The organism is Shewanella sp. VK101 (assembly GCF_056497865.1).
Map to the genome: position 1 here is coordinate 3,525,005 of NZ_CM151402.1, position 26,361 is coordinate 3,551,365.

General features: G+C 52.2%; 29 protein-coding genes and 1 pseudogene. 21 read left to right on the forward strand and 9 right to left on the reverse strand.

What is annotated here, in order from left to right; translation table 11 throughout:
• The first annotated feature begins 1 nt into the window (after position 1).
• The 7 genes from ACSHSR_RS15730 (at position 2) to ACSHSR_RS15760 (ending at position 6,805) form a co-directional block, all read left to right on the forward strand.
• Positions 2–1,456, forward strand: a complete 1,455-nt coding sequence (locus ACSHSR_RS15730; RefSeq protein WP_107110971.1) for a sodium:solute symporter family protein — start codon at positions 2–4, stop codon at positions 1,454–1,456.
• Positions 1,453–2,283 (forward strand): putative beta-lysine N-acetyltransferase, encoded by an 831-nt coding sequence (gene ablB, locus ACSHSR_RS15735; protein WP_221052681.1) that lies wholly within the window; start codon positions 1,453–1,455, stop codon positions 2,281–2,283. Before ACSHSR_RS15730 ends, ablB begins: the two co-directional genes overlap by 4 nt.
• A 359-nt stretch (positions 2,284–2,642) precedes the next feature.
• On the forward strand, positions 2,643–3,791 hold the full coding sequence (gene yiaY / locus ACSHSR_RS15740; protein ID WP_096141533.1) for an L-threonine dehydrogenase: 1,149 nt from the start codon (positions 2,643–2,645) through the stop codon (positions 3,789–3,791).
• A gap of 326 nt (positions 3,792–4,117) precedes the next feature.
• Positions 4,118–4,483, forward strand: coding sequence for a hypothetical protein (locus ACSHSR_RS15745; protein ID WP_025011417.1), 366 nt, complete (start codon positions 4,118–4,120; stop codon positions 4,481–4,483).
• Between the two features lie 435 nt (positions 4,484–4,918).
• A complete protein-coding gene (locus ACSHSR_RS15750; protein WP_025889419.1) occupies positions 4,919–6,220 on the forward strand; it encodes an NAD(P)/FAD-dependent oxidoreductase in 1,302 nt (433 codons plus the stop codon).
• A 100-nt stretch (positions 6,221–6,320) separates the two neighbouring features.
• Positions 6,321–6,557, forward strand: a complete 237-nt coding sequence (locus ACSHSR_RS15755; protein ID WP_044733954.1) for a hypothetical protein — start codon at positions 6,321–6,323, stop codon at positions 6,555–6,557.
• Positions 6,554–6,805 carry a hypothetical protein gene (locus ACSHSR_RS15760; protein ID WP_028778989.1) on the forward strand — a complete coding sequence of 84 codons (252 nt, stop codon included), beginning with the start codon at positions 6,554–6,556 and terminating at the stop codon, positions 6,803–6,805. The genes ACSHSR_RS15755 and ACSHSR_RS15760 overlap by 4 nt, the downstream gene beginning before the upstream one ends.
• Here ACSHSR_RS15760 and ACSHSR_RS15765 read toward each other — a convergent pair.
• The 3 genes from ACSHSR_RS15765 to ACSHSR_RS15775 are packed head-to-tail and all read right to left on the reverse strand — an operon-like array spanning position 6,802 to position 8,646.
• Entirely contained in the window at positions 6,802–7,320 is a 519-nt protein-coding gene (locus ACSHSR_RS15765) for a YgjV family protein (protein ID WP_208184501.1), read from the reverse strand. The genes ACSHSR_RS15760 and ACSHSR_RS15765 overlap by 4 nt on opposite strands.
• 60 nt (positions 7,321–7,380) lie before the next feature.
• Positions 7,381–7,971 (reverse strand): Crp/Fnr family transcriptional regulator, encoded by a 591-nt coding sequence (locus tag ACSHSR_RS15770; RefSeq protein WP_107005647.1) that lies wholly within the window; start codon positions 7,969–7,971, stop codon positions 7,381–7,383.
• A gap of 12 nt (positions 7,972–7,983) precedes the next feature.
• Positions 7,984–8,646, reverse strand: a complete 663-nt coding sequence (locus tag ACSHSR_RS15775) for a hypothetical protein (protein ID WP_037473755.1) — start codon at positions 8,644–8,646, stop codon at positions 7,984–7,986.
• Positions 8,647–8,883: 237 nt separating this feature from the next.
• Between ACSHSR_RS15775 and ACSHSR_RS15780 the strand changes: the two genes are divergently transcribed.
• The 6 genes from ACSHSR_RS15780 (at position 8,884) to ACSHSR_RS15805 (ending at position 13,051) form a co-directional block, all read left to right on the forward strand.
• Positions 8,884–9,444, forward strand: a complete 561-nt coding sequence (locus tag ACSHSR_RS15780) for a YbhB/YbcL family Raf kinase inhibitor-like protein (RefSeq protein WP_208124331.1) — start codon at positions 8,884–8,886, stop codon at positions 9,442–9,444.
• Positions 9,441–10,589: an L-dopachrome tautomerase-related protein gene (locus ACSHSR_RS15785; RefSeq protein WP_208184500.1), complete on the forward strand. Its 1,149-nt coding sequence runs from the start codon at positions 9,441–9,443 to the stop codon at positions 10,587–10,589. Before ACSHSR_RS15780 ends, ACSHSR_RS15785 begins: the two co-directional genes overlap by 4 nt.
• A 16-nt stretch (positions 10,590–10,605) precedes the next feature.
• The gene (locus ACSHSR_RS15790; RefSeq protein WP_071238036.1) at positions 10,606–11,055 is read left to right on the forward strand and encodes a VOC family protein; all 450 of its coding nucleotides are present in this window, start codon (positions 10,606–10,608) and stop codon (positions 11,053–11,055) included.
• Between the two features lie 34 nt (positions 11,056–11,089).
• Positions 11,090–11,980: a glycine betaine ABC transporter substrate-binding protein gene (locus ACSHSR_RS15795; RefSeq protein ID WP_096141540.1), complete on the forward strand. Its 891-nt coding sequence runs from the start codon at positions 11,090–11,092 to the stop codon at positions 11,978–11,980.
• Entirely contained in the window at positions 11,970–12,449 is a 480-nt protein-coding gene (locus tag ACSHSR_RS15800) for an Atu1372/SO_1960 family protein (RefSeq protein ID WP_249277893.1), read from the forward strand. The genes ACSHSR_RS15795 and ACSHSR_RS15800 overlap by 11 nt, the downstream gene beginning before the upstream one ends.
• Before the next feature lie 113 nt (positions 12,450–12,562).
• Entirely contained in the window at positions 12,563–13,051 is a 489-nt protein-coding gene (locus ACSHSR_RS15805) for an SHOCT domain-containing protein (protein ID WP_082052665.1), read from the forward strand.
• Between the two features lie 123 nt (positions 13,052–13,174).
• Here the strand turns inward: ACSHSR_RS15805 and ACSHSR_RS15810 are convergent, their stop codons facing one another.
• The 3 genes from ACSHSR_RS15810 to ACSHSR_RS15820 all read right to left on the reverse strand — a co-directional run bounded on the left by ACSHSR_RS15810 (position 13,175) and on the right by ACSHSR_RS15820 (position 16,775).
• A complete protein-coding gene (locus tag ACSHSR_RS15810; protein WP_044733949.1) occupies positions 13,175–13,714 on the reverse strand; it encodes a MarR family winged helix-turn-helix transcriptional regulator in 540 nt (179 codons plus the stop codon).
• 145 nt (positions 13,715–13,859) lie between these two features.
• Entirely contained in the window at positions 13,860–14,432 is a 573-nt protein-coding gene (locus ACSHSR_RS15815; RefSeq protein ID WP_025890059.1) for a PhnA domain-containing protein, read from the reverse strand.
• Positions 14,433–14,531: 99 nt separating this feature from the next.
• Complete coding sequence (locus ACSHSR_RS15820) at positions 14,532–16,775, reverse strand: TonB-dependent receptor domain-containing protein (protein WP_479630924.1); 2,244 nt, start codon at positions 16,773–16,775, stop codon at positions 14,532–14,534.
• A 180-nt stretch (positions 16,776–16,955) separates the two neighbouring features.
• Between ACSHSR_RS15820 and ACSHSR_RS15825 the strand changes: the two genes are divergently transcribed.
• On the forward strand, positions 16,956–17,630 hold the full coding sequence (locus ACSHSR_RS15825) for a DUF2461 domain-containing protein (RefSeq protein ID WP_208134167.1): 675 nt from the start codon (positions 16,956–16,958) through the stop codon (positions 17,628–17,630).
• Between the two features lie 61 nt (positions 17,631–17,691).
• Here ACSHSR_RS15825 and ACSHSR_RS15830 read toward each other — a convergent pair whose 3' ends face one another.
• Complete coding sequence (locus tag ACSHSR_RS15830) at positions 17,692–18,264, reverse strand: TetR/AcrR family transcriptional regulator (RefSeq protein WP_342206964.1); 573 nt, start codon at positions 18,262–18,264, stop codon at positions 17,692–17,694.
• A 186-nt stretch (positions 18,265–18,450) separates the two neighbouring features.
• Here ACSHSR_RS15830 and ACSHSR_RS15835 point away from each other — a divergent pair, with 186 nt between their 5' ends.
• The 5 genes from ACSHSR_RS15835 (at position 18,451) to ACSHSR_RS15855 (ending at position 23,634) form a co-directional block, all read left to right on the forward strand.
• Entirely contained in the window at positions 18,451–19,071 is a 621-nt protein-coding gene (locus tag ACSHSR_RS15835) for a glutathione S-transferase family protein (protein ID WP_208192928.1), read from the forward strand.
• Between the two features lie 27 nt (positions 19,072–19,098).
• Entirely contained in the window at positions 19,099–19,770 is a 672-nt protein-coding gene (locus ACSHSR_RS15840) for a glutathione S-transferase family protein (protein WP_342206963.1), read from the forward strand.
• A 116-nt stretch (positions 19,771–19,886) separates the two neighbouring features.
• Complete coding sequence (locus tag ACSHSR_RS15845) at positions 19,887–21,203, forward strand: RsmB/NOP family class I SAM-dependent RNA methyltransferase (protein WP_479630925.1); 1,317 nt, start codon at positions 19,887–19,889, stop codon at positions 21,201–21,203.
• Between the two features lie 150 nt (positions 21,204–21,353).
• Positions 21,354–21,515 carry a small highly charged protein gene (locus tag ACSHSR_RS15850; protein ID WP_093982544.1) on the forward strand — a complete coding sequence of 54 codons (162 nt, stop codon included), beginning with the start codon at positions 21,354–21,356 and terminating at the stop codon, positions 21,513–21,515.
• A gap of 1,363 nt (positions 21,516–22,878) precedes the next feature.
• Positions 22,879–23,634 (forward strand): hypothetical protein, encoded by a 756-nt coding sequence (locus ACSHSR_RS15855; RefSeq protein WP_159352357.1) that lies wholly within the window; start codon positions 22,879–22,881, stop codon positions 23,632–23,634.
• A gap of 322 nt (positions 23,635–23,956) precedes the next feature.
• Here ACSHSR_RS15855 and ACSHSR_RS15860 read toward each other — a convergent pair.
• Positions 23,957–24,259 (reverse strand): annotated as a pseudogene (locus tag ACSHSR_RS15860) (transposase); the annotation flags it as partial.
• Between the two features lie 200 nt (positions 24,260–24,459).
• A complete protein-coding gene (gene glnB, locus ACSHSR_RS15865; protein WP_025009956.1) occupies positions 24,460–24,798 on the reverse strand; it encodes a nitrogen regulatory protein P-II in 339 nt (112 codons plus the stop codon).
• Positions 24,799–25,146: 348 nt separating this feature from the next.
• Between glnB and ACSHSR_RS15870 the strand changes: the two genes are divergently transcribed.
• Positions 25,147–25,677 carry a GspH/FimT family pseudopilin gene (locus ACSHSR_RS15870; RefSeq protein ID WP_117200410.1) on the forward strand — a complete coding sequence of 177 codons (531 nt, stop codon included), beginning with the start codon at positions 25,147–25,149 and terminating at the stop codon, positions 25,675–25,677.
• 94 nt (positions 25,678–25,771) lie between these two features.
• Entirely contained in the window at positions 25,772–26,278 is a 507-nt protein-coding gene (locus ACSHSR_RS15875; RefSeq protein WP_093982453.1) for a GspH/FimT family pseudopilin, read from the forward strand.
• Positions 26,279–26,361 lie beyond the last annotated feature (83 nt).

A 26,361-nucleotide genomic window follows, 5' to 3' on the forward strand; every position in this document is an offset into this window, starting at 1 on the left:
CATGCACCCTTTGGATTATGGGATTTTCCTGGCGTACCTCGTAGGTTTACTGGGGTTTGGTTACTTCCACTTCAAACGCCACAGTGACGGCGATGACTACTATCTCGGTGGCCGCAATATCAAAGCCAGGCACGTAGGCTTTTCCATTGCCGCCACGGATGTGGGCGGCGGATTTTCCATAGGTCTTGCCGGTCTCGGCTTCAGTATGGGGCTGGCGGGCAGTTGGCTGCTGTTTACCGGTTTGCTGGGGGCCTGGTTATCTGCTGTGTTTGTTATTCCCAGGGTCAAACGTCTGGAGCAGGGCGAGCGCTTTTATACCTATCCGGATCTGCTCAAGCACAGATTCGGGGCCAGAGTCGCCATGTTGGCCGCCTTGATCTCCTGTATCGGGTATCTGGGGTTTACCGGCGCGCAGATCCTCGCCGGTGCCAAACTGGCGGCCGCGACCCTGCTGCCCAAGGGCTTCGATGCCTTGCCGCCGCTGCAGTTGGCGCTCTGGGTCATAGGCGGAACCACCATACTTTACACTGTATTTGGGGGTCTCAAGGCGGTTATCTATACCGACAGCGTCCAGTGGCTCATTTTATTGCTGGGCTTGATTGGCTTTACCCTGCCCTACGCCCTGGTCGAGGTCGGTGGCTGGCAGGGGTTGAGCCGCAATCTGCCGCCATCCCATATGTCACTGACCGCTATAGATCCCATCACGGCCATCAATTGGCTACTCACCATCACACCCGTGTGGCTGATTGCCATGACTCTCTATCAGCGAATGTTTGCCTGTAAAGATAGCGCCACCGCCAAGCGCGCCTGGTATCTGGCCGGGGTGCTTGAATATCCCCTGATGGCGATATCCGGCGTTTTACTGGGGATGTGCGCCAGAGTCATGTTGCCACATATGGACAGTGAAATGGCGGTGCCGGCGATGATCCGCGATCTCTTGCCAATGGGCTTTACCGGGCTGATTATCGCGGCATATTTTTCCGCGATCATGTCCACCGCAGACAGTTGCCTGATGGCAGCATCCGGCAACCTGACCCAAGATCTGCTCGGGCTGGATCCCAGAGGGAACAACACCCTGAGACTGTCGATGATTGCCACTCTATTGCTGGGGCTGGTAGCCATCTATCTCGCCAGTCAGGCCAGGCAGGTATTGGATGCCATTCTCTATGCTTATGCCTTTATGGTTTCCGGGCTGTTTGTCCCGACTCTGGCGGCGCTGTTTTGGCCCAGAGTCAGCTCCACTGCGGCACTTTGCGCCATGTTAGGGGGTGGCCTCACGGCGCTGGCGCTACTGACAGAGTTGCTCAAGCTGCCGGATGGCTTGGCTAAACTCGGTCTGGATCCCAGTATCTATGGCATTTTGGTCTCCGCCGGATTGTTGCTACTGGTCAACATCATTCACCAGCCAGATCCCAAGCCCAGGCTCACCTCGCATCAGGACAGTTCACACTCATGACCCAAGCTCAATTTGATCAACAACTCAACTTACTCGGCGCCCACATCCAGCATGGCCCAGCCAATGATCGTATCTATCTGATCTCCCTTGGTAATGCCGAACCCGGGCCTTTACTGGATGTACTGAGTGCCCTGGCGCTGCAACATGGCTACGGTAAAATCATCGCCAAGCTACCTGAGCACAAGGCCGGTCTGTTTTTGGCATATGGTTTCAGCGAAGAGGCCAGGATCCCCAATTTTTATCAAGGCCAGGACGCCGTATTTCTCGCCCGCTACCAGGACAAAACCAGGCAGTTTCGCACCATGCCGGAGTTGGATACCCTGCTGGAGCGCGCCAGGGCGGATATCAAGCCTGAATTCCATTCAGCGGCCGAGGTCAGTCGCTGCCACGAAGAGGATCTGCCGCAGATGGCCAGGCTCTATAGCGAGGTGTTTCCCAGCTACCCCTTCCCCATTGAAGATCCGGAATTTTTACGGCAGAACATGGCCAGTGATGTCGACTACTTTGGGATCCGCCGGCAAGGGCAACTGATAGCCCTGGCTTCTGCCGAAAAGGATCCCAAGAGTCTCAGTGCAGAGATGACAGACTTTGCCACTCTGCCACAGGCCCGCGGACAAGGCTGCGCCAGAGCCTTGCTGGCACATATGGAACAAGCAATATTCCACCAGGGCTACCGAACCGCCTATACCATAGCCAGAGCCGTTTCCGTTGGTATGAACCGCACCTTTGCCGCGGCAGATTACCGCTATGGCGGCCGTCTGCATCTCAATACCCAAATAGGCGGTCAGATAGAGAGCATGAACCTATGGCACAAATCAATCGCTTAAATTTTGTTCAACCCAAAATGTAAACCTGACTTCCCAATATCCCGATATTACTGGCAAGCATAAGGTGCAATTCCCCGCCCCATCCGCGAGAATTCCATGCTTTCGGCTAATGGCCCTACAAGTATTAAGGGGTAATATGGTGGCCGTGGGAGCCGCTGCCATCATGGAAAGAAAGGCGTTATCTGCATCTGTGTCATAAAAACAGCTTTTATGTCACTTAGTTTCAACTTTCTCTTAATTTTCCTTCTTTTCGGCGCAGTTCTTGGCGCTGTCTCACACTTTTTGGTCGGATGAGTTGGTAATTTGACATCAAGAGAGAGATACAGATTTCATTTTCAACAGCATATATAGGTGAACTTATGGCTGCTAAATTCTTTATCCCTTCAGTAAACGTCCTGGGTCAGGGCGCTGTAGACGATGCTATCGGTGATATCCAAACTCTGGGATTCAAACGGGCATTGATAGTGACAGACAAACCTCTGGTCAGCATAGGTCTGGTGGGACAGATCGCCGAAAAGCTGGGTCAGGCAGGCATTACCGCCACTGTATTCGATGGCGTTCAACCCAACCCAACCGTTGGTAACGTGGAAGCCGGTCTTGAGTTGTTGCGCGCCAACGACTGTGACTTCGTGATCTCCCTGGGCGGCGGTTCACCACACGATTGCGCCAAGGGTATTGCCCTGGTTGCAGCCAATGGTGGCTCCATCAAAGATTACGAAGGCCTGGATCAGTCCGCCAAGCCCCAGTTGCCGCTGGTGGCTATCAACACAACCGCCGGCACCGCCAGTGAAATGACTCGCTTCTGCATCATCACAGATGAAAGCCGTCATATAAAGATGGCCATTGTCGACAAGCACACTACCCCCATCATCTCGGTCAACGACCCTGAGCTGATGCTGAAAAAACCTGCCAGCCTGACAGCGGCAACCGGTATGGATGCTCTGACTCACGCGGTAGAAGCCTATGTTTCCATCGCCGCCAATCCAATCACCGATGCCTGCGCCATCAAGGCTATTGAGCTTATTCATGCCAACCTGATCAATGCGGTAGAGCATGGTGACAATATCCAGGCCCGTGAGCAGATGGCATACGCCCAGTTCCTCGCCGGTATGGCATTCAACAACGCCAGCCTGGGTTACGTACATGCCATGGCGCACCAGCTGGGTGGTTTCTACGATCTGCCCCATGGCGTTTGTAACGCACTCTTACTGCCTTATGTGCAGGAATACAATGCTCAGGTTGCGGCTCCAAGACTGAAAGATGTTGCCAAAGCCATGGGTGTTGATGTCAGTGCCATGAGCGATGAACAGGGTGCTGCGGCAGCAATCAAGGCGATTAAAGAATTGGCTGCGGCAGTAAAAATCCCTGAAAACCTGACAAAAATTGGAGTAAAAGCCGAAGATATTCCTGTACTTGCAGAGAATGCTCTGAAAGACGCCTGCGGCTTTACCAACCCCAAACAGGCGACTCACGAGGAAATTTGCCAAATTTTCACTAACGCACTTTGATACATGTGTAATATAATTTCACAGTCTGCTTTTTCCCTGCAATGAGAAAGCTGTACAAGAGGCCCGCTCACCGAGCGGGCCTCTTCTCTTTCAGTTACCACTCGCTTCAAGCTTCCAAGCCCATCAGCTCAGCATTTCAACGGTTATTCGGCAACAGCTAAATTTTGAGATCTGTCCCCGGTTTATTTCTGTCGAATACAGGCTAAATGAGATTAAGAGCAACAAGCAATAAGGAGTACACCCCGCGTTTGTAACCCTTGTCACTGTGGCCGATTGTTAGTTCAGCCCCTATGATAAATTCAGGAATCAACCAGGCAGGATACCTTATGACAGCCATTACCCAGATAATCAATTACACAGTTCGTTGCCCCCATTATCAGGATCAGAGCGCCGAAGCGACATGGCGCAATCACATCGAAATCAATCACTCGGCAGAAATCGCCCTCGACCGACTCAGTAAGTGGCATGCTCACTCTGGTAACAGGGTATTTTGTTTTCAGAACATAGTGGTGCGTAAGGCTGAAAAGGAGGAGGCTTACTTCGCCATGATCAGCGAGAGATTAAAACCCAGCGGCCATGCCCTGGTCACGCTCAAAGTTTTTATGGACAAGTGCACCAAAGACACCTCTGTCGAAGAGATAGTGGAGCACATCTATCAAGACTGTCAAGCTCGCCTGGAAAGCCTTGGTTGAACCGCCCTGGAGCCGATTTCCCCTGAGTCAATCAAGCTTCCATAGGCAATGCTCTCAATTGGCCGTATCCTTGTCATCTACTGGTAAAGATACGGCCAAACAAGCGCCAGTTCACAGATTTACTACGGACAACGGCGATAGATCACAGTTATTCAATTCATTCCGGCACAAATCCGATAGATAATATCATTTCTGAGAAAATCATTTCCTTATTTTTCAAAAGCTAATAAAAGAAAACTCGAATTTACCCTAGATATAAACCATTTTTAGGCCAATTGTTGGCAAACCCTGCCACTGCTAGACTTTCCACCGCGGGCCAAAGTCTAAAGATCTCAATCATTCAGGCCTTGCGGGGTTGATGCAAATCAGGGCGACCGAGTTCGCCTGCCGGAATAACAGAATTTGTTTTTAAATCTGCAACAGGAAAGCCATTAAATGCACGAGTTAGCCAATATCGTCATCGTCGGCGGCGGCGCCGGTGGTATGGAGATCGCCACCAAACTGGGCCATAAACTGGGCCGCAAAGCCAAGGCCAGAGTCACGCTTATCGATGTCGCCGACAGCCATGTCTGGAAACCCCTGCTCCATGAGGTCGCCACAGGCGCATTGGATGTCGGGGTTGATGCCATCAGTTACCGCAGTCACGCAGCCGCTCACGGCTATCACTTTCAGCAAGGCGCCATGACGGACATAGACCGCAAAGCCAAGCAAGTGATACTGGCGCCCATTTGTGATGACAAAGGTGAAGAACTGTTGCCATCACGGCGCATCGACTATGACTATCTGGTGGTTGCCATCGGCAGTATCGCCAACGACTTCAATATTCCCGGGGTGCGGGAACACTGTGTCTTCCTCGACAACACAGAGCAGGCCATGGCCATCCGCCAGCGCTTGTTGAACAAGTTTATGCGTTATGCCAGCCATCAACAGTTGGATGAGAAGATCAAAATCGCCGTCGTCGGCGCCGGTGCCACCGGGGTGGAGATGTCGGCCGAAATGCATCACGCAGTGGATCAGCTCAAGGGCTTTGGCTACAAGATAGATACCAGCCTGTTGGAAGTCACCCTGATTGAGGCCGACAAACGAATACTGCCCAAGGTGGAAAAGGAAGAGATCTCGGCCGCAGTCGCCAGAGAGCTGAGCACTCTGGGAGTCCGGGTGATGACCAATACCCGTATTACCCAGGTGACGGCCAAGGCGCTGACTACCAGTGAAGGCGAAGAGATCCCGAGCGATATGGTGATCTGGTCCACCGGGGTCAAGGCGCCTGAGTTTCTCCACGGCATTGGCGGACTGGAAAGCAATCATATCCATCAGCTGCTGGTCAAACCCAATGCCCAAACCACGCTGGATGAGCATATCTTTGCCATTGGAGACTGTGCAGCTTGTCCGCAGCCGGACGGCAGCTGGGTGCCGCCAAGGGGCCAGGCCGCCAGGCAGATGGCCTTGATGACAGCGGATAACATCATAGCCATGCTCAGCGGCAAGACTCCCTCGAAAGAGTACCTTTACAAGGATCTCGGTTCACTGGTGAACCTGTCACGCTTCCACACGGTCGGCAACCTGATGTCTTTCATTGGCGGAGGCGTCATGGTCGAAGGCAAGATAGCCAGATTTGTTTATACCTCTCTCTATCGCCGCCATTTGATAGAGCTGCACGGCGTGGTCAAGGGCACCCTGCTGATGTTTGCCAAGGGGATAACCCGGATAATCCATCCCCACCTCAAGCTGCATTGATAAAGGGGGCGCCAGGCGCCCCTCTTTTATTTGCCACGCCGGCAAGGCTATAATCGCTGCAGACTTACTTACCCGTAACAGACGAATTCAGATACTGCCTATGACAGCTCAATCCGCCGACTTTTCCAATATCAACCAAAGCAGCGCCCAGTCCTTCAAGGCGCAGAAGAATCTGATCAAACAACTGCTGGCCGGTAAAAAAGTGCCCTGCCCTAAATGCCAACAAGCCTTGAGTGCCACCTTGCCATCGGCAAAATCCACCTCAGAGCTTGCCAGCATCCGCTGCCCCAAAGGCTGCACTGATATTGAGCTGGAAACCGAACTGCCGGGCAAGTGAGTAAGCCCAATAAAAAAGGACCGCAACAGACGGTGGAAATCATCTGCTGCGGCTGCAAGGCAAAACTGTTCAAATATCGAAAGGGCGGCAAAGGCGCCTTGGTTAAATGTTTTGTCGAACGGATCCTGACAGATCATACGCAAACGCCCTGTACCTGCCCCGGCTGCGGCCAGGTCTTCGCCCGTCAGGCATTGATCCGCGGCGTGCCTGCATTCAAGATTATCGGTGGCAAGGCGCGCATGAATTAGCCCCCTTGTACGGGCGCCGAGCCTTTGCGGCGCAGATAGAAACGGTAGTATCCCAACAGATTGCTGCCGATAAACACAGACTCCATCAATACCGCCATCGGCGAACCCAACAGGATGTTATTCAGCAGCCAGCAACCGCTGCCGATGAACATCAGTTCCCTTAATCGTTTGTCATCACGGCAAAAGGCCGCCTTGGTCTGCAACAAACTGCCGGCCAGACTCAAAAGATCGAGCCATTTATTGAAACTCAGGGCCACGGCCGTGACCGAAGCGGCCATAAACAGCCACATCAGACGTCTGTCAACGGTGAAGATACTGACAAAGAATCTGACACTGGCAACCAACATTAAAATGGCCGGGCTCCAGTGGTTGAGCAAGATAAAATGCGCCGAGATCAGTAGGCCCGACACCACCAGACAAGCGAGCACGGCGCGCCTGTGCCTGAACTGGAATGACAAAAGATCGCTAAACAGCGCCAGAGTGACCAACAGCTGTGAAATAACAAAAATGGACAACACAGTATCCCGGAAGATTGAAACCGGCCGCTATTGTGCTGTGCCATTGAGGCGATGGCATTAACTTAGGTTAAGACGCCGGCGAATACGGCTGAGGCTCTCAGGGGTGATGCCGATATAGTTGGCCAACTGCACCTGGCTCAGGGCGCTTATCCAGTGTGGCCAATGATTTTTTAACCACAGGTAGCGCTGCTCTGGCGACTTGAGCAATAGAAAAGCTTCTTTCTGCTCCTTGTAGCGCAGTTGGGCACGCAGCAATGAAAGCTCGGCGCGCTGAAACCCGCCAAGCTCAAACAGGCTAAGGGGCACGACCACCAGAGTGCTGTTTTCCAGTGCCTCAAGTTGATAACGGGCAGGCTCAGCACTGAGAAAACTGCTGTAAAGCAGACAAAATTCGCCAGGGAAATAGAACTCTTTGCAGCGCTGCTGACCATCACTCAGATAGTGGCAGGCCCGCAACAGCCCATTGAGCAATAAAAAGCCCGACTGCTGTTTGCCACCTTGTGCCAGCAGCACCTCACCTGCCTGACAACTTTTCAGCTGAGCCTTATCCAAGAGTGGCGCCAAAGCACTGGGTTCAAGCCCCAACTCGAGGAAAAAGTCTGTCAGCGCCTGGAAAGCGGCCTGATGAGACATAGATTCATGGCTCATTCAGTCGGGCGCCTATTGGGAAGAAGACGGCAGAATCGAGTTAAGGGTCACAAAGAAAGTGCGTTCCACATACTCGCCCGGCGCTTCGGCCATGGATTGCTCCTGAGTGCGGGTCTTCAGCGCCAGAGTCACGCTGTAAGGCGGGTCGAACGGCTCTTTGGGGGTAATGGCTTCAATCTCAATTCGGTCGCCGAGAAACTGGCTGGCCAGATGCGCGATGGCGCCGGTTTGATAGTCGAATCTGAACATGCCCAGGTACCAGAACACACCAGAGCCTTGAGTAGTCACCGCGAAGGGAACAACAAACTGCATGGATTCGGCATTGCCGGGCAAGTTTAAGGGGGTCAGCTTACGGTAATCGAGCAACACCTCCCCACGAACCACTTCATCCTGATATTCGCCAAACGCCAGATGCTGCTCTTCCTTAAAGCCGGTAAGAGTGACTGACTTGTTGCTGTCCGGCAAACGGATCCTGAACTGTTCACGGGTATCCAGACTGAACAGCCGCTTCATCACCCCCTTGGCCCCGCCATCGAATTCAGCCAGTGGACGCACCATATCGTTTTCCCTGACATAGAGGTCATCCTCGGTGAAGTTGAACCTGTAGATCCCAAGAGCGATCACCGCCAGAAACACCAGCCCCAACACTACAGCCACACGAATAAACAGCTTCATAATCCATCCCGTTAACACACAAACCCGGCCATATCGGCACACAGACTTACCTTAACCCCAAAGCCTAATGGCCGCAGCCGGGATCTGAATTCCTGTCAGCCCGGGTTCAGTCAAAACCGCCTTTTTCAAAAAATTTTTGAAACTAAAGCCAACGGCTGCCTGCTTATCCCAGGATAAGCTTTTCTCTATGATAACGCCAATCAACCAAATTCACGTTAATTTAAAGGATATTACACCATGAAATACGGTATCGGATACCTTTTGGGGCTTGGTGCTCTGGCATTACAACCCTTGGCCCATGGCGCAGATTTACAACTGAAAAGCTCATTAACGGCCAATCAAGTCATACCGGCAGACTACTACTGGAACCAATTCGGTTGCAGCGGTGCCAACCTGGCGCCCAGGCTGGACTGGCAAAATGCGCCGGCAGGAACCAAGAGTTTTGCCATCACCTTTTACGATCAGGATGCTCCCACTGGTTCAGGCTTCTGGCACAGGGTGGTATATGACATTCCCGCCAATGTCCACAGCCTGCCAGGCGGCAAAGATGGCGGCCCCTTACCGGAAGGCGCCATTGAGTCAAACACAGATCTGGGAAAACCCGGTTTCTTCGGCCCTTGCCCGCCCGAGGGACGTCAGCACAGATACAAGTGGACAGTCCATGCGCTGGATGTGGCCAAACTGCCGGTAAAACCCGACTATTCAGCGGCGCTGACCGGCTTCTTCCTCTGGCAACACACCCTGGCCAAGAGTGAACTCGTGCTGCTGGCCGGCCCAAGAAAGGAGTCAACCCGATGAAACTCCTGACTCTGTCTACCCTGCTGGCCGGCACAATGGTCTCCTTTGGTATCTCAGCCGCCGAAGCATCCGCTTCGCAATTCTCTGAAAGCCAAGTTCAGGTCTACCGCACTACAGAGCAGGCTGTCGGTGGTATCAGCTTCACGCCTAGCGGGCGTATGTTGGTGAGTTTTCACCCCTTTTACGAGCCTGAAACCAAGGTGGCGGAAATCCTCGCCGATGGCAGCAGCAAACCATTTCCAAACCGCGACTGGCAAGGCTGTGTTCGCGCCGACGGCAGCCAGAAAGATCCCGATACCTGCCTCAACTGGGTTCTTGGTCTGCGTACCGATGCCAACGGCATTGTCTGGTTGCTGGACTCGGGCCAGGCCAGCCCCAGAGTCACCCCTAAACTGGTGGCCTGGAACAGCAATACCGACAAGCTGGAGCGGATTATCCACTTGCCTTCGCCGGTATCCTTGCCGGAGTCGCAGCACAATGACTTACTGATATCCCCCAAGCATCAGTTGATTGTTATCGCCGATGAAGGCATTGCCACCGGGCCTTTGGGCGACAAGGCTGCTCTGGTGGTGGTAGATCTCAAAACAGGCCAGAGCCGCCGGGTACTGCAGGGCCACCCGAGCGTGATGCCCGACACCAAGCGCCCGATAGTGATAGATGCCGGCACAGCCGGGCAGAAATCGATTCCCGTTTATGTGGGCGTCGATGGTATTGCCATGGATAAAGATGAAAAGTGGCTCTACTTTGCCCCGCTCAACAAGGGGGAACTGTACCGGATCCCCATGTTGGCGTTGGCCAATCCTTCCCTGCCGGCAAGCGTGCTGGCCAATCAGGTGCAGTTTTGGGCCCACAAACCCAATAACGGCGGCCTGAGCATAGATGTCGACGGCAATCTCTATCTCACCGAAGTCGGCGAGCGCCGTATCGGCATTATTCCGGCAAGCAGTCGTGAGTATCGCCCCTTTGCCACAGATCCGAGAATGATCTGGCCAGACGGTGTCAGCCTGGGTGCCGATGGCTTCCTCTACAGCGCCGCCGCACAGCTGCCGCTGTCTGCGCCACTGAACGATGGCAAGGCCGAAAACCAACCCCCTTACTACATCTTCCGCTTCAAACCTTTGAGCGCCGGTGTAGCAGGAAACTGAAACCAAGGAGTCCATCATGAATATTCAGGGATTGGATCACTACACACTGCGCAGCAGTAAGCTGCAGCAGACCCGAGATTTCTACTGCCGGGTTGTCGGCTTGAGCGAGGGCTACCGCCCTGCGTTCGCCTTTCCGGGCCATTGGTTGTATGCCGCAGACAAACCTGTGCTGCATCTGGTGGCCGCCGAGCAAAACCCGGCACTCGAGGCCTACCTGGGACAAAGGCGCAGCACCAATGGCTCCGGCGTCGTGGATCATCTGGCCTTTCGCGGCGCAGACCTAAGTGCCATGCAGCACAAACTGCTTGCACTTGAGCTGCATTTTCGCGAGCGGCAGGTCCCTGAAATTCTTGAACATCAACTGTTTCTGGAAGACCCCAACGGCATTACCGTCGAGATGATTTTTCCCTTCTCACCGGACAATAAGGTCCTGGGAGAAGCCATGCCCAAGCTGAGATTTCGCTGATCCTAACGGCCATACCATTAACAGGAGAAACCCCATGCCAAACCCGATACCAAACCAAGCAGTCACTTCAGCATCACGGGAAACGCCGCTGCGGCTGGGAGTCACCAATCTCAGCTTTCACCGGGCCACTGCCGCCATTGTTGTCCATGTGCTGGATATCATGGGTAAATCGGTGCAATTGAGTTTTGCCGATCATCAGGCCAACTTCGACGCACTTGGCCGGGGCGAGCTTGATCTGCTCTGCTCCGCCTGGTTACCCCACAGCCACGGCATCTATCTGGATAAGGTCAGGCAAAATCTAGAGGTGCGGGAACTGGGGCTGCATTATGAACCCTATGCCCTCTGGGGCGTACCAGAATATGTGCCGCAAGAGCAGGTGGATTCGGTGACGGATCTACTGCGCCCAGACGTGTTGGAGAAAATGCGCCGCCACATTCAAGGCATTGGCCCGGGTGCCGGCATCAGCCGTTTCTCAAAACAGATGATGCAGGATTATGGTCTGCAACAGGCCGGCTATGAGTTCCATACCGGCACTGAGCAGCAATGTTTCGACGCCTTTGAGGATGCGCTGCAACACAAGGTCTGGGCCGTGGTGCCCCTGTGGCAACCCCAGTTTTTGCATCATAAATACAAGATACGGGAACTCAAGGATCCCAAAGGTCTGCTGGGTGGCAAAGATCGCGCCGTACTCTTGCTGGCAGAAAATGCCGCCGGTCACTTTACTCAGGCTCAGCTGCGGGTGCTGGATAATATTCGGATGCTCAATAGGGACATTGCCGAGCTGGACTATGCCATCAACCGCGAAGGCCTTAGCGCAGAAGAAGCTGCCGGACGTTGGCTGAGTGCCCATCCGGTTATCCTGTCCCAATGGCTGTCTCCCCTTTGGCGTCGTCAAACCTGTGAGGAATCTAACCATGATGCATGACACACCTGAGCAGCGGCTCAACGCCCTGGGGATGAGTCTGCCCCGGGTCGCTTCGGCGCTCGGCAACTACGAGCCTGTAGTGATTAGCGGCCATCAACTACTGACCTCAGGCCAGTTTCCCTTCGAAGATGGCAAGATAAAGTATCAGGGTCGGCTAGGGGTAGATCTGGAATTGTCGGATGGCTATGCCGCCTGTCAGTTAGCGGCGCTCAACGCCATAGCCCAATTGCAACAGGCGTTGGGAAACCTCTCACGAATAAAACAGATTATCCGCCTCGAGGGAGTGCTCAATGTGGCCGACGGCTTTTTCGACCACCCCAGAGCCTTGGATGGCGCCTCGGATCTGCTGCTGGCGGTATTCGGTGAAGCCGGACGCCACACCCGGATGATCTGGAGTAACCCAGTAATGCCACTGAACAGCTTGTGTTTGGTCTATCTGGTGGCGGTTCTGCACCCATCACCAAAATAATACAGCTCTTACGCTCAGATATTCCTCTCCTGACATAGTTCATGCTAATGTCAGGAACTCTTTACTTTCTTAGTAACTGACCTTCCCTAACAGATTGTCATAAATGGTGTTTTATGAAACGACTTGCATGCCTAGTAACCTGCTTGATTTTGATAAATGGATGCTCTTCAGCATCCAGTATTCAAAGAGCTGACAAGAGCCGCTCAAGTTTTGAGAACGCTGCTTATGAAGGGGAAGAAACTGTGCTACGCAGCGATATTCCAGACTCCAACGCATACCGTATATTTCACCAAGGAGCGACAGGTTTTGTATCGGTACAATCAGTAAGAGCTAGTGCGGAAAGCAGAGCTATAGCCTTTTGCAATAACAAAAATCGTCGTTTCGAGTTACTTCGGGAACGAATATCAACGGGAATGCATATAGCAGGAAACTTCCCTCGTGCCGAATTAGTATTTGCCTGTCTTGAGAATGACGAAAACAACGCATTGGGTACGCAAATGAATAAATTTGACGAACTTCGAGAGTTAAAGTCCCTATTTGATGAAGGTGTTTTAACAGAAACCGAATACGAACAAGAGAAAGCCAAGATACTTGCCCACTGACTAGTCAATCGCACAGAGTGTTTCTATATACTCTGAGCTATGTTGACTATCAGATGGCCAACTATCCGTCAGCTAAAACTAGCCAATAACAACAGGTAAGGGTCAATTCTGTAGCAACCTAAATCAGGACTCAAGTTCACCCAGCCAGCCCTTAAGCAGCGCAGCCAGTTTTTGCCTGTCTTTGACCGAGATCCCTTTAAGCAACTGCTGCTGAGCCGCCATATGGGCCGGCAGTGCGGCCTCTACCTTGGCCTTGCCTTCGGCAGTAAGCTGTACATTCACCGCCCGACGGTCTTCGGTGCAGTGGCTGCGGCAGATGAGCCCTTTCTGCTCCAGCTTATCCAAACGGCTGGTCATGGCGCCTGAGGTCAGCATCATGCTCTGGTGCAATTGCCCTGGGGTCAGAGTGTAAGGCTCACCGCTGCGACGCAAGGTTGCCAGTACATCAAACTCCCCCTGACGCAGACCGAACTCGCCATGGCAGCGAAGGATTTCGGTTTCTATATGCTTATGTATTCTGGCCAGGCGACCAAAGACTTCCATCGGTTGCAGATCATCAGTAACACCGGCGGCCAGCCACTGACTGACTATGGTGTCTACGCCATCCTTGATATCTTTGGCTTGTGGCTTGTGGGTTTGTGTTTTTAGCTCTTCCTGCGACATAATTATCTCGATAGCAAGATTCTTAACAAGGCATCATATTCCAGCGTGCGACAAATCCCAAGCCCTGAAATAAAAAACGCCGCAGAAATCGATTTCTGCGGCGTTTTTTAACTGAATTAATCAGCGAAGAGGCGAACAGCTCCGCTTAAGATTTCTTCACATAGCAGCTCAGGATAACGATGCGGGTACCATTGACCCGGCCTTCGATATGCTCAGGGTTGTTGGTCAGAGCTATGTTACGCACGGCGGTGCCGCGCTTGGCCACAAAGCTGGTGCCCTTCACGTTGAGATCTTTAATAATCACTACGGTATCACCGGCGGCCAACTGAGTGCCATTGCTGTCCAGTGTCGGCGCCGAATCATCGCTGTCGGCCGCCAGAGACTCGGCATCGCCCCAGGCTTTGAGATCCTCTTCCAGATAAAGCATATCCAGCAGATCCTGAGCCCAACCTTCGCCACTGAGGCGCTTGAGCATGCGGTAAGCCATTACCTGTACGGCAGGAACCTGACTCCACATACTGTCGTTCAGGCAACGCCAGTGGTTAACATCCATGGTGTCCGGAGCGGCAATCTGACCTTCACAGGTAGCGCAGATCATGATGTCACCGTCGGTGCGATCACCCGAGTGAGGCAGATCGTAGACAGACAGAGCGCCTTCGGCTCCACAGAGTTCACATTTCCCGCCACAGCGGCTTTGCAGTTCAGTTTCTGAAGTCATTACTAATATTCTTCGGTCAGGCAAAACGCACATTATGCCGCAAAATCAGAGCTTGATCAGGTTTGCAGCTCACAAAAGCACAAAATAACTGGGGTTTTATCAGAACTGGTACGCCAGACTGAGGCGAATGTCCCGTCCCTGAGCCGCAATGCCATCGGCCAGATGCGGACTGTAATACTGGTTGGTCAGGTTACGCAGCGCCAGCCTCAGCTCAAGCCCCTGCAACATATCTTCCGGCTGGAAGGCAAGATACAAGTCTTGCAGAAAATAGGCCTGGCTGGGTCTGTCGCTGACAAACAGGCCCTCATCCGGCACCTTCTGCTGCGCATCATACCAACTGCCACGCCAGGAGAGTGACAGCTCGGGAGTCAGGTAATACCCCAGGTGCAGACGCATATTAAGCGGAGGAATGTCCGCCAGGTTTTCATCCCTGCCACTGCTGTCACGCAGGCTGCCGCTGTGCTTGCCTCGGGTATAGGAAGCCGTATAGTCGGCAAACCAATCGTGCCAACGGTATTGAGCCTCGAAGTCGCCACCGTAGATATCGTAGCCGTCGAGATTCACATAGCCGCTCTCAAATGGCTGACTCTTGTCGACCCAGAGCCCTTTGCGCTGGGCGATATCCTGTTTTCCCTGATTCCAATACAGAGTCAGTTGGGTCGAGAGCCTGTCATCGCCGGCGAAGACCCCATCAAAGGCGCTGCTCAGCCCAAGCTTGTAGGCGTGCAGCCGCTCGACATCTACCCCGCGACTGGTCGCCTGAGCACTACTGGCCTTGGCATATTGCACTGCATAAATCTCATCTACCACAGGTGCTTGCAGGCTGTAGGCATAGTCCAGGGTCAGGAAACTGACATCACCGAGACGGTATTCCAGCCCAAGTCTTGGCGACCAACCGCTGTGGCGGGTAGAGGAAAAATCATGGCCGACACTGGGGTCGTTGTAATCCGGCGCCAGATTGCCATGGCCTATGCTGTAAATACTGTCGAAACGCAGCGATGGTTTTAGAATGAGGTTATCCGTCAGGGCAATGCTGTCGCTGATATAAAAGGCGTAGGTATCCTGGCGACCTCCAGGCTGATAGTAAGGCGTGTACAGGCCGAAGTTTTTCTCCGCCTTGTTCTGATAACTCTTGTTTAATACCAGTGAGCGGCGATCGAGCGAGCGGTACTGCAGCCCCACAGTCAACAAGTGGTCACCCAACTGGCTGGTGTTGTTGATATCGATAAAGTCCCTGTCGTATTCGAGCCAGGACTCGTGGCCAAAGTTACCTACAGAAACAAACATCTTATCGAAGGCTATCTGGGGCCTTACCCAGTGCCTGTCGTTACTGCTGCTGGACAGCGCCAATTGCAGATCCCACAGCGGACTGGCCGGTGTATAACGGTAGTTGAGTGAAACTGTGCTGTCTTTGTAACTGTTGAGGGCGGTATTGGCGTATTCTGCCGCCTCAAAAGAGCCGTACTTTTTGATATTGAACTCAGATACAGTGGGCATTTCGCCGCGGCGGTTGGCCCAGGGTTTACGGCCTTCATCATCATAGGAGGTATAGCTCAAAGACAACTTGTGCGCCCCCAGCTCATAATCCAGCTTGGCCAGGAGGTTATTTTGCCGATAGCCAGAGAAACGAAACACCTGGCCGTTGCCCAGCTCAAGATCACCGGCATCTTTATAGCTGTAGTTAACAAGTGCCGACAGCCCTGAGTTCAAGCGGCCATAAAGCGTACCTGTGTAAGTCTCCAAGCCGTTGTTATCGGCATAGCTAGCCTTGACTCTGGCGCCCAAGTTTTTGCCGTAATCCAGAAAATCATCGGCACTCTTGGTCACCACATACATGGAGCCACCGAAACCACCATTGCCGGAGCGGGGATCGTGGGCGCCCTTGATCACCTCAATTCGCTTGACCATATCCGGGTCGATAAAGAAAGAGCCGTAGCGATACTGTTCAAACCCGACCGGGGCGTTGTCAACATAGACATTGAGATCTTCTGTCTCACCAAAGCCCCAAACATTGACTTTCTCACCGCCGCTACGAGGGCCGCCATCAAGAGTGATGCCGGGCACTGTGTCCAGCACTTCGGCAAAGTTTCCCGCCTGTTGCTCCTCTATGTCCTCCAATGTCACCAAGGCTTCGCCCGGACGGGTCAGCGTCAGTTCCCGACGAAAAGGCTGGCCACGCACCTCTATGATCTCTATCGCTTCCACCTTAGGTTCACCCAGCACGCTGGTACCACTCTTGGGCGGCTGAGAAGTGGCGGCCAGCAAGGGCCAGGGCGCCAAGGCACACAGCAGTAATGGCAGCTTGCCGCTCGGCGCCATTCGCCGGGATTGTTCGCTTGTCATCTATCATCTCCCCTTAAAAATAAGGCGGCATTATAAGAATCAAGCTGACAAATGAGAATTATTCTCACCGATATTTACACAGGATCCAATTTGGTTATCTTTGTTTTAAAAATGTAAAACCACTTGACTCACAACAGGCTTTCACCTGAGATATCGCCGTGAAGAAAATGGAGAACAAAGATGAGCTTCAGCAAACAAGGTTTTGCCTTTCTGACCCGGCTGGAAAACAACAACGACAGGGCCTGGTTCAAGCAACATCAGGACGAATATGAAACCCTGCTCAGGGGGCCGGCACTGACATTTATTGAACAGATGCAGCAGCCTATTCAGGCCTTGTCTCCCAGATTGACGGCGGTCGCCAAGAAGGTCGGAGGCAGTTTGATGCGGCCACAACGGGACACTCGCTTTGGTCACGACAAGTCGCCCTACAAGCTCAATGTCGGGATCCAGTTTCGCCATTTTCAGGGCAAGGATGTTCACGCTCCCGGGTTGTATCTGCATCTGGCCAACGATGGCTGCTTTATCGCTGCCGGGATCTGGCGCCCCGAATCCAAGGTGCTCGGCGCCATCAGACAATGTATCGACGACAACCCACGCGCCTACAGCAAGGCGTTGGAGGAATTACAGCGCCATGGGTTTACGATGGACGGTGACAGCCTAGTGAGGCCACCCAAGGGGTTCGATAAAAGCCACCCATTGATAAACGAGTTGAAACGCAAAGACTTTGTGGCGCTTAAGATGCTGACAAAAGAGCAGGTTTGTCGCAGCGATTTTGTCGACTTCTGTGCCAGTGAGTTCCAACACACCCAGGCGTTGATGCGCTATCTGTGCTTTGCGCTGGACTTGGATTATTGATGTCTGTTCCTGGATTATTGATTGCCGTACCCGGGCTTAAACTGCCCAGGGACAATCTGGCTCAACGTCCAAGCTGAGCGCGCATCACACTCAGCGCCTGCTGCAACTCCTGATGCAAACCGGCCTTGCCGAGCACCCGAATCCCCTGCAGTTGCAGCAGTAACCAGGCCGCGAGAGCCTCGGTATTGTCGCTGTTAAGCTCGCCGCGCTCTCTGGCGTGGGTCAGCGCCTTGGCAAACGCCTCCTTGATGGAGTCAAACAAGTGCCGACTCTCTTGCTGTACGACAGCATCCTCCAGGCTCATCTCCAGCAGCGCATTTTGCAGGAAACAGCCGTATTTTTGCTCTCGCTGCAGGGCCACAAACTGTTCAAGATAATCAATTACCTGTTGCAACCCTGCGCCTTCGGCGCGCAGGCTGTCGAGCGCTGGCAACGAGTTTTGCTGCAGATACAGACGCAGCGCCTGCCGGTACAGGTTCAGCTTGTCGCCATAAGTGTTATAGAGACTGAATCTGTTGATCCCCAGATGCTCGACCAGATCCGCCACTGAAGTGGCGGCATAACCCTTTTGCCAAAAGAGTTCCATTGCCAATTTCAGCTTATCTTCCCGGTCAAAATTGCAACTTCTTGCCATACTGCTCCCAAGCGTTTCCAGCGAATGATGTGCTGTATATTTAGTCAAATTAATTCTTGACTGATCGTTCTGATATCCCCTAAAGTCTAACCTAAACGATCGTTCCGAAAAAGATTTGAATACATTTTCCTGACAGCCAAGCCAGGAAAAATAACTAAACGGCCCAAGACAGATGGAGAAAGATAGATGAAGCTGTATGAACTCGGACCTACCCCAAGTGCCCGCAGAGTCAGTATTTTCATGGCGGAGAAAGGCATAGATATCGAGCGGGTAAACGTCGATCTTCGCGGCGGAGAAAATCTCTCGGCCGAATTCAAGGCCAAGAGTCTCAATGGCCGCATTCCGCTGCTGGAGCTGGATGATGGCAGTTATCTGTGCGAGTCTGTAGCCATCTGTCGTTATCTCGACGAGTTGTTCCCTACCGAGCTCAAGCTCTTTGGTAGCACGCCGCTGGAGCGAGCAAAGGTGGAGATGTGGCAGCGCATCGTTGAACTGCAGGGATTGTTACCTGCCTTTCAGGCATTTCGCAATATCAGCGGCATCTACAGCGACCGGGAAACCTGCATTCAAGCCTGGGGCGAAGAATCCCGCAAGCGTCTGGAATCTTTCCTGCCTCTGCTGGAGCAGCGCCTGAGTGAATCCCCTTATCTGGCCGGTGAAAACTACTCCATTGCCGATATCACCACCTATATCTTATTGGGATTCATCAAAAATCTGCAGATTTCACTGCAGCCTTTCCCTGTGCTGCAGAGCTGGTATGAGCAAACCGGACAACGCCCGGCAATGAGCCAGCCAAAACAAGGATAAAAGCAAGGATAAATCAAGGAGACACACATGATTGAACTCTATACCGCCGCAACCCCCAACGGCTTTAAAATCAGTATTGCCCTGGAAGAGATGGGCTTACCCTACCGGGTACACCATCTGGATCTCAGTGCCAATGAACAGAAACAACCCGAGTTTTTAGCCATCAATCCCAACGGCCGGATCCCGGCCATCATAGACAGGGATAACGATGATTTCGTGGTGTTTGAATCCGGTGCCATCCTGCTTTACTTGGCTGAAAAAACGGCGAAATTCTTACCTGTTGATGCCAAGAAGCGCTCCAAGGTCATCCAATGGCTGATGTTCCAGATGGGCGGCGTAGGCCCCATGATGGGACAAGCCAATGTGTTCTATCGCTATTTTCCGGAGAAGATCCCGGCCGCGATAGAACGTTATCAAAAAGAGGGCCGGCGCCTGTTTGAGGTGATGGATAATCAGTTGGCCAAACATGCCTATCTGGCCGGTGATGAGTACAGCATAGCCGATATGGCCACCTGGCCCTGGGTGCGGATCTACGACTGGAGCGGCATAGATATTCAAGGCCTGCCTCATCTGCAACGTTGGCTCGATACGCTGGCTCTGCGCCCGGCCTGTCAAAAAGGTATAGTCACCCCAGAGTCCAGAGACCAGTTAAGCGATGAAGACAGGGCCAAACAGATAGCGCAAATGGTTACCCGCTAAGTCTGAGCAGTGTGATAAGCATTGGTAAACAGTAGCAAACAAGGTGCCGGGGACAGGCCGCGGCACTTCTGTTAATATTGGCGCCATTGCTATCCACACTTGATGCAGAGAAACCTTTGACCGCGCCAAGCCCTTCACTGACTCCGGCCCAAAAACGTGCCGCCAGTTATGCCAACACCATCAACACACTGTTCACCGAAATCCTCGACAGTCGCCAGAGTGCCGATCGGGTGCTGGCGAACTATTTCCGCAGCAACAAGAAACACGGCTCCAAAGACAGAAGAGTCATTCGAGAGACCCTGTTTGCCCTGTTTCGTTGGTGGGGTTGGTTGCGACAACTTGAAGCTACCGATGAGCAAAGCCTGTGGTTCCAGCGCCTGGCATTGGCGGCGGCGATAGAAGCCCACCCTTGGACGGACAATATCAGTGCCTGGCAGCAACAAGCCGGCAAGTCATTCGCCCTGCCTGAGCAGGCTCTGGCCCCCAAAGCCGCCGCCGCATTGGTATTCAAGGTCTCTGGCCGACATGTCTTGGCAAGAGACCTGGCGCCGGACTGGTTCTGGCAGACCTTGGCGCCGCTGCCAGAGGCCCAGGAAGAGCTGCTGATAGACGCGCTTTGCAGCCGCCCGCCTATCTGGGCCAGGGTGCAAAATATGCCGCTGTCCAAGGCCCTGGCCGAGCTCAGAAGCGCCGGAGTCGATGCAAGCGCCGCTCCCGTATTTAGTGACGCCATCAGCCTTGGCAGCAAGAGTATCAACCTCAATGAAATCAGACTCTATAAAGAAGGTTTTATTGAAGTGCAGGATCTGGCTTCCCAGGTCATAGGCCAGGTTTGCGCCCCAAGAGCCGGCGAAAACTGGTGGGACGCCTGCTCCGGTGCCGGTGGCAAGAGCCTGCAACTCAGCTCGCTGATGCAACAAGATGGCGCCGCCAAAGGCGTTTTTGGCACTATTACCGCCTCGGATATCCGCCCGGCAGCACTCAATGAACTGGAAAAACGCGCCAAACGCGCCGGTTTCGACATCAAGGTTGCGCCTTGGCGCAGCGATGCCCTGCCGGTTGCCAGAGAAGCCTTTGACGGCGTGCTGGTCGATGCCCCCTGCAGCTGCACCGGCACCTGGCGCCGAAATCCGGACATGCGCTGGCTGGATGACAGCCAGGCCATCAGCGATAAACCCGCGCTGCAGCTCGACATACTCAGCCGTGCCTGCGATGCGGTCAAGCCAGGTGGCACCTTGGTTTACGCCACCTGCTCACTGGCGGACAGCGAAAACCGCCAGGTGGTCGATGCCTTTCTGGCCAAGCGGCCCGAGTTTACTCTGGAAACGCTCAGCCACCCATTCAGCGGTGAACAGACACAGTATTTGACGATTTGGCCCTTTGAAGCCAATGCCGATGGGATGTTTGTTGTTCGTTTTCGTAAACAAGGCTAGCAAGAGTCAGGTTAATGCCTGAAGGAAACCGGGGACAGACATGCAATAATTTTTACCTTGAGACGCTAAATTTCTCACTTTAGCTTGACCGGCGCTTTAGGTAAAAAGGAGCGGTGCAACCTATATGCACTGTGTTATTGGAAATGGATCATGTCAAACCACTATGATTTCGACGACGATGATGCTCCATGGGGAGATCATGTCAGGGGTAAGCAAAAGAACAAACGGGTAAAACAGCGCCGCCGGGACAGCAAGAGACGTTATCCTGACGAATATATGGAGCCTGAGTTCCTCAGAGATAAATGGAAATAATCTTGGCTTAATCTCAAGAAAACCAATCAAAAACAAAGGGGCTGAAGGTGCGAATAAGGAAAGTGCGAATAAGCCCCATTTGTGTTCTGCGTCGACTCACAGGCCTGGATCCAAGGCGTATGTACTAACTCAGACTTGAGTATATCTTGGCCTAGGCATGGCACCCTTCCTTTTTAAGCCTGCGGCAGGCAATGAGAAACATCCATCGCCTGATGGCCCAACCAATGTTATTTGGCTATTTTGAGCTGAAAGCTATGCTAGCCGCTGTGCTAGCGGCCTAAAGTCGTGGAGCTTCGCCCCATACCCGACCAAGAAGGGATCAGCAGCAATCCCCTCTTGGATCTCCCGTGCCGCCCCGCACGGTGTCGAAAGCCCCTCGGCCTAATGGCACAAATAACTACCGCTTCAGACGCTCATCCCTGATTCGACTGGCGCTGCTTCGGCATCCATGCCTCAGCCACGTTATTTGCGCCAACGGCTTTCGGCGACACCGAGGGGGAATTGGTGCAATTCTGTTGACCCTGAGTAGCTTGAACTATTTGAAAGATCTGCAGGCATACACCTCATTTTCAGGCACAGGCGAAACTGTGACCTTCCGAGCCAGGGATGGCGAGGCAGAGCTTACAGGGACGTACTCGCAGCGAGTCACAGGAGCGCCTGTGCGAAAGGCGCACCGCAGGTGATTGGCTACACCGTGGCCGGAAGCTCTGCCAGTACTAGGTGGGACTGTGACCGTTGAAAACAGGGAAGAATGCAAACACCCAGTCAATTCTGCTTCAAAAACAAACTAAATCAGGGTTTTGTTGCCTTTGTCAAAAACTTGACCTTTGGCTAATTGTTTTCAAATTCAGTACTGGGTATTGTATAACCAATTCAAACATTTAGCTTTAGTACTTCCTTAAGCTTAAGGCTGGAAGCAGCAACACTTTTTCGTTTTCAACGGAATGCAGGGACGAACAGAGTTTGCACCCGTGCGGTAGCCATGGCTTTACTTAACGCTTTTTGTAGGGCTTGGGTTGTAGCGTTTGCGGCGCTCATGACAAGCACCTCAGAACTGATTTTTATACAGTATTATTGGCCGTTCCGGACAAAATGCCAGGAATTTGCAGCTAAGTTTGCGCGTTATTTCTGTAATATTTAGAAAATAGTATCAAATTCATAAAGTTAAAAGATATAGCTGGTAGATAATGGCTTTGGAAACCGCGCATGCGCGTTTAGCTGCAAGGGATATTTGGACTAAACTCTATTATATCCAGCTAATACAAACAGATAGCGATGCGCGTTTACACTCCTCCGAGGACTAAAACGCGCATGCGCACTATACAGCTGTTATACAAAATGTAGTCACTCAAATGGATCATAAATGGCTAAGAATATAAATTCAGCTTATCGAATAAAAAGCATTCTCGATAAGGTTAAGGGTAAGGCAGATAAAACTCCGGCTCATGAAGTTTGGTCTGAGGTTTTTGGCTTGAATGAATCGGATCAACACAAGAGAAATTTTGCAATCTCAAGGTGTTTAGCTGATCTTCATGATGAAGTTGAAGTGATACGAGGCGAAATGTTAAAAGCTGGATATACATCGAGCCTATATGAGCCAAGCCTAAACAAGTGTAATGCCACTTTTGCAGTTCAGCTTATTCCAGGGCATTGGGCGCAATCAAAACAGCAGATAACTCCTGAAGTCTTAACCGTCTTGGGGTTTTGTTCTGAGATCTTGCCAAACGAAGAGGAATTGATTGATCAATCTAGCTTGGACGAGCTAAGAAAAATGGCAGTCGAGCTTCGCGAAGCTTTACGTGGTTCTACTTTGCCACCGTACACACAAAACATCATAGAGAAACACCTTTCAAAAATAGAAGAGGCTATATCCTCTTACAAGGCTGTTGGGGCAAAGGCCCTAGAGGAAGTGGTGCAATCCGCCTATGGTGAGGTCATTTTAAATGAGGGTGTATTCAAAGAAGCTAAAGGTAGCGAGGAACTTAATAAATTATCAAGCATATGGCAAAAAACTAAAAACTTGTTAGATGGCGTGGTTTCCGCCAACAAACGTATAGCTGGTGTGCAAGGCATGGCTGAAAAAGGCCAAAGCCTTCTAGAGTTTATCCAAGGTTTATAAAGTGTATAACAAAGCCAAGCACAATCGCACGGCAAAAGACCGCCGTGCTGGACTCGCTACACTACGTTCCGCTCGCCTGTGTTGGCAGCGTTAGGCATCAATATGAGTAAACCCGTAAACAACAAAGACACCCAATGTTAGCTGAGTGAAGACTCTAGTTGCCTGGATTACAGAAACATTGATGTTTTCACTGGGAGAAAATCATCTTTCAAGCCTTTTGAGGGCCATTCAGTTATTGAAATGAGCGAAAAAGTCGAATTTCAGACACGATGTCGGTCGAACAAAGTTCGATTGGAGATAAATATCTTGGAGCCTCGGGGATTCAGCTAAACAACTTCTGACAATTAGCGGCCCCTTGTCTTCGTCGTCGTTGTAGGTGAATACAGTAGTCTGTAAGAGATTCCAGTGTCCCAACCGGCCCTTTGAATAGACGGCTAAAATCAGTCGTCAACTTGAGCCAGTTGTCGATGGGGATGTTTAAACGATTCAAAATGGTTGTTGTGGCGGCAGTAATGTGGCCGCGCTTGTCGTGGCGGATAATACGTCCGGTATCATCGACCAGTTGCAGATAATCCTTGGCTTCAAAGTGCAATCCTTGTGGCATGTTCAGCCGTTCATTGCCGACCATTACAGTTCGCCGCAGGAGCCTTGTAGTGGTCAATTAACTTGACCACTACACTGTCAAGCTAGTGCTGGTAATATTCGACATCGACAACGGTTGGAGTGGGTCATTGTTTTTATTTGGCGACTAAACAATAACTCTCCAACCGTTTTCATTTCCAGTCCACGCTAACCTGCAATGAACCTCATTTTTTACGTTCGTTTTTATACCGCTTCTTCGTTTTCTTCACCGGTACGGATACGAATAATGCGTTCGATATCGGTCACAAAGATCTTGCCGTCGCCGATTTTACCGGTACGGGCGGTTTCGACAATCACATCCAGTGCCTGTTCCAGCAGATCATCCTGAATCACCAGTTCTATCTTCACCTTGGGCAGAAAGTCGACCATATACTCGGCACCACGGTACAACTCTGTATGTCCCTTCTGACGGCCAAAACCTTTGACTTCCAGAACCGTCATACCGGTTATTCCTATCTCAGCCAACGCCTCACGGACATCGTCCAGTTTAAACGGCTTGATTATGGCTTCCACTTTCTTCATCAGGCACTCCTTTAGGGCTTGGAATTCTTCTGCAACTCTTGACCATTCCCACGGCAATTTGACCAGAGAAATAGCTCGCGATTTTGCTTGTTCGCATACAATCGCAATAGCTTATCACGACATACTGCGGGCAAGAAGTGATTGTCCGCTCAGATGAAAAAACCAGGCCTATTCCTTCGTAGTAGCCATGATCAACTCGGTGTACTTATTCATCCCTTAGGTAAGCAAGTGCAATATTTAGTGCAAACTCATCTAAAAGGAAACCAGAACCAAGCCACTGCCTGGACTAAACTAAGACAACACTCAGGTTCGCCGGATGCGGGCCGCCCACCACTCAAGGATGAGATTATGCGTCATTTACAGCTTGGTTTTTCGCTGCTGGAGGTCATGGTCACCATGGCTCTGCTGGCGGTACTGGCCTCGGTCGGGGCCCCCTCACTCAAGTCGCTCTACGAAGGTTATCGCGCTCAAACCGGCATCAAACAAGTACAACAACTACTGCAATTTGCTCGCAATCAGGCCATTAGTTATGGTGTCAGAGTCAGTGTCTGCGCTCTCAAGGATGGCCGCTGTGAAGCCGATGCCTGGCAACAAGGAGTAACGGTTTTCAGTGACCGCAACGGTAATCTGGCCCTGGATGATGACGACAAGCTACTGTTTCAAAGCAGCGCTTTTGATAGCCAAGACATACTCAGGTACAACCGGGATGCAATACGCTTTCTGCCGGACGGATTGGCAACAGGAACCAATGGTACCTTCAAATATTGCCCGGGTCAGGCCAACAGTCCCCATTCCGAGGCCTTGGTCATCAATCAGGCGGGGCGAATCCGTCACTCTCAGGATGAAAATATCAATTGCCAGGATGGTGATGGCGGCTGAATTGACGACCACTGCACAGGATTTGCAAAGACAGCTGTAATTAACAACTCATTCACTTATACTTAAGCCTATCTATTCGTGTGAAGAGTTGACTATGGCTGTACCACATTTTTCCAGTTCCATAATCCGCGGCTTTACTCTGGTCGAACTCATGGTCACCATTGCTGTAGCCGCCATACTGCTGTCTGTGGGGGTTCCCTCTCTCACCTCCTTGTATGAGGGCTACCGTAGTCAGTCGGAAATAAGCCGCATAGAACAAGCCTTGTCCTTCGCCCGCAACCAAGCCATCAGCTACGGCATGACAGTAGAAGTTTGTGGCTATCAGAGTGCTGTCGGCTGCGCCGCCAATTTCAACAATGGCCTCAAGGTCTATACCACTGCCAGCGGCAGTGAAAAAGTGCTGCGGGTAGTGGAAGGCATCGACAGTAAAGACGCCATCAAAGGCAGTAATGTGGGTTTTCGTCCCGATGGCCTCAGCAACACCACAGGTGAAGTGACCTTTATCTATTGCCCGGCCAAACAGGCCAGCGGCTCAAGAAGTGTGACCGTTTCCAGCTCAGGGATGATCAAATACGGCGCCGACGGGCTTGCCTGCAGCTAACAGGCGGTATCGGACAAGTTATCAAGGACGGCTTAGCCATTATCCTCAAAGTATGCCCCGGGAGTGAAAGACTCTGCGCTCAC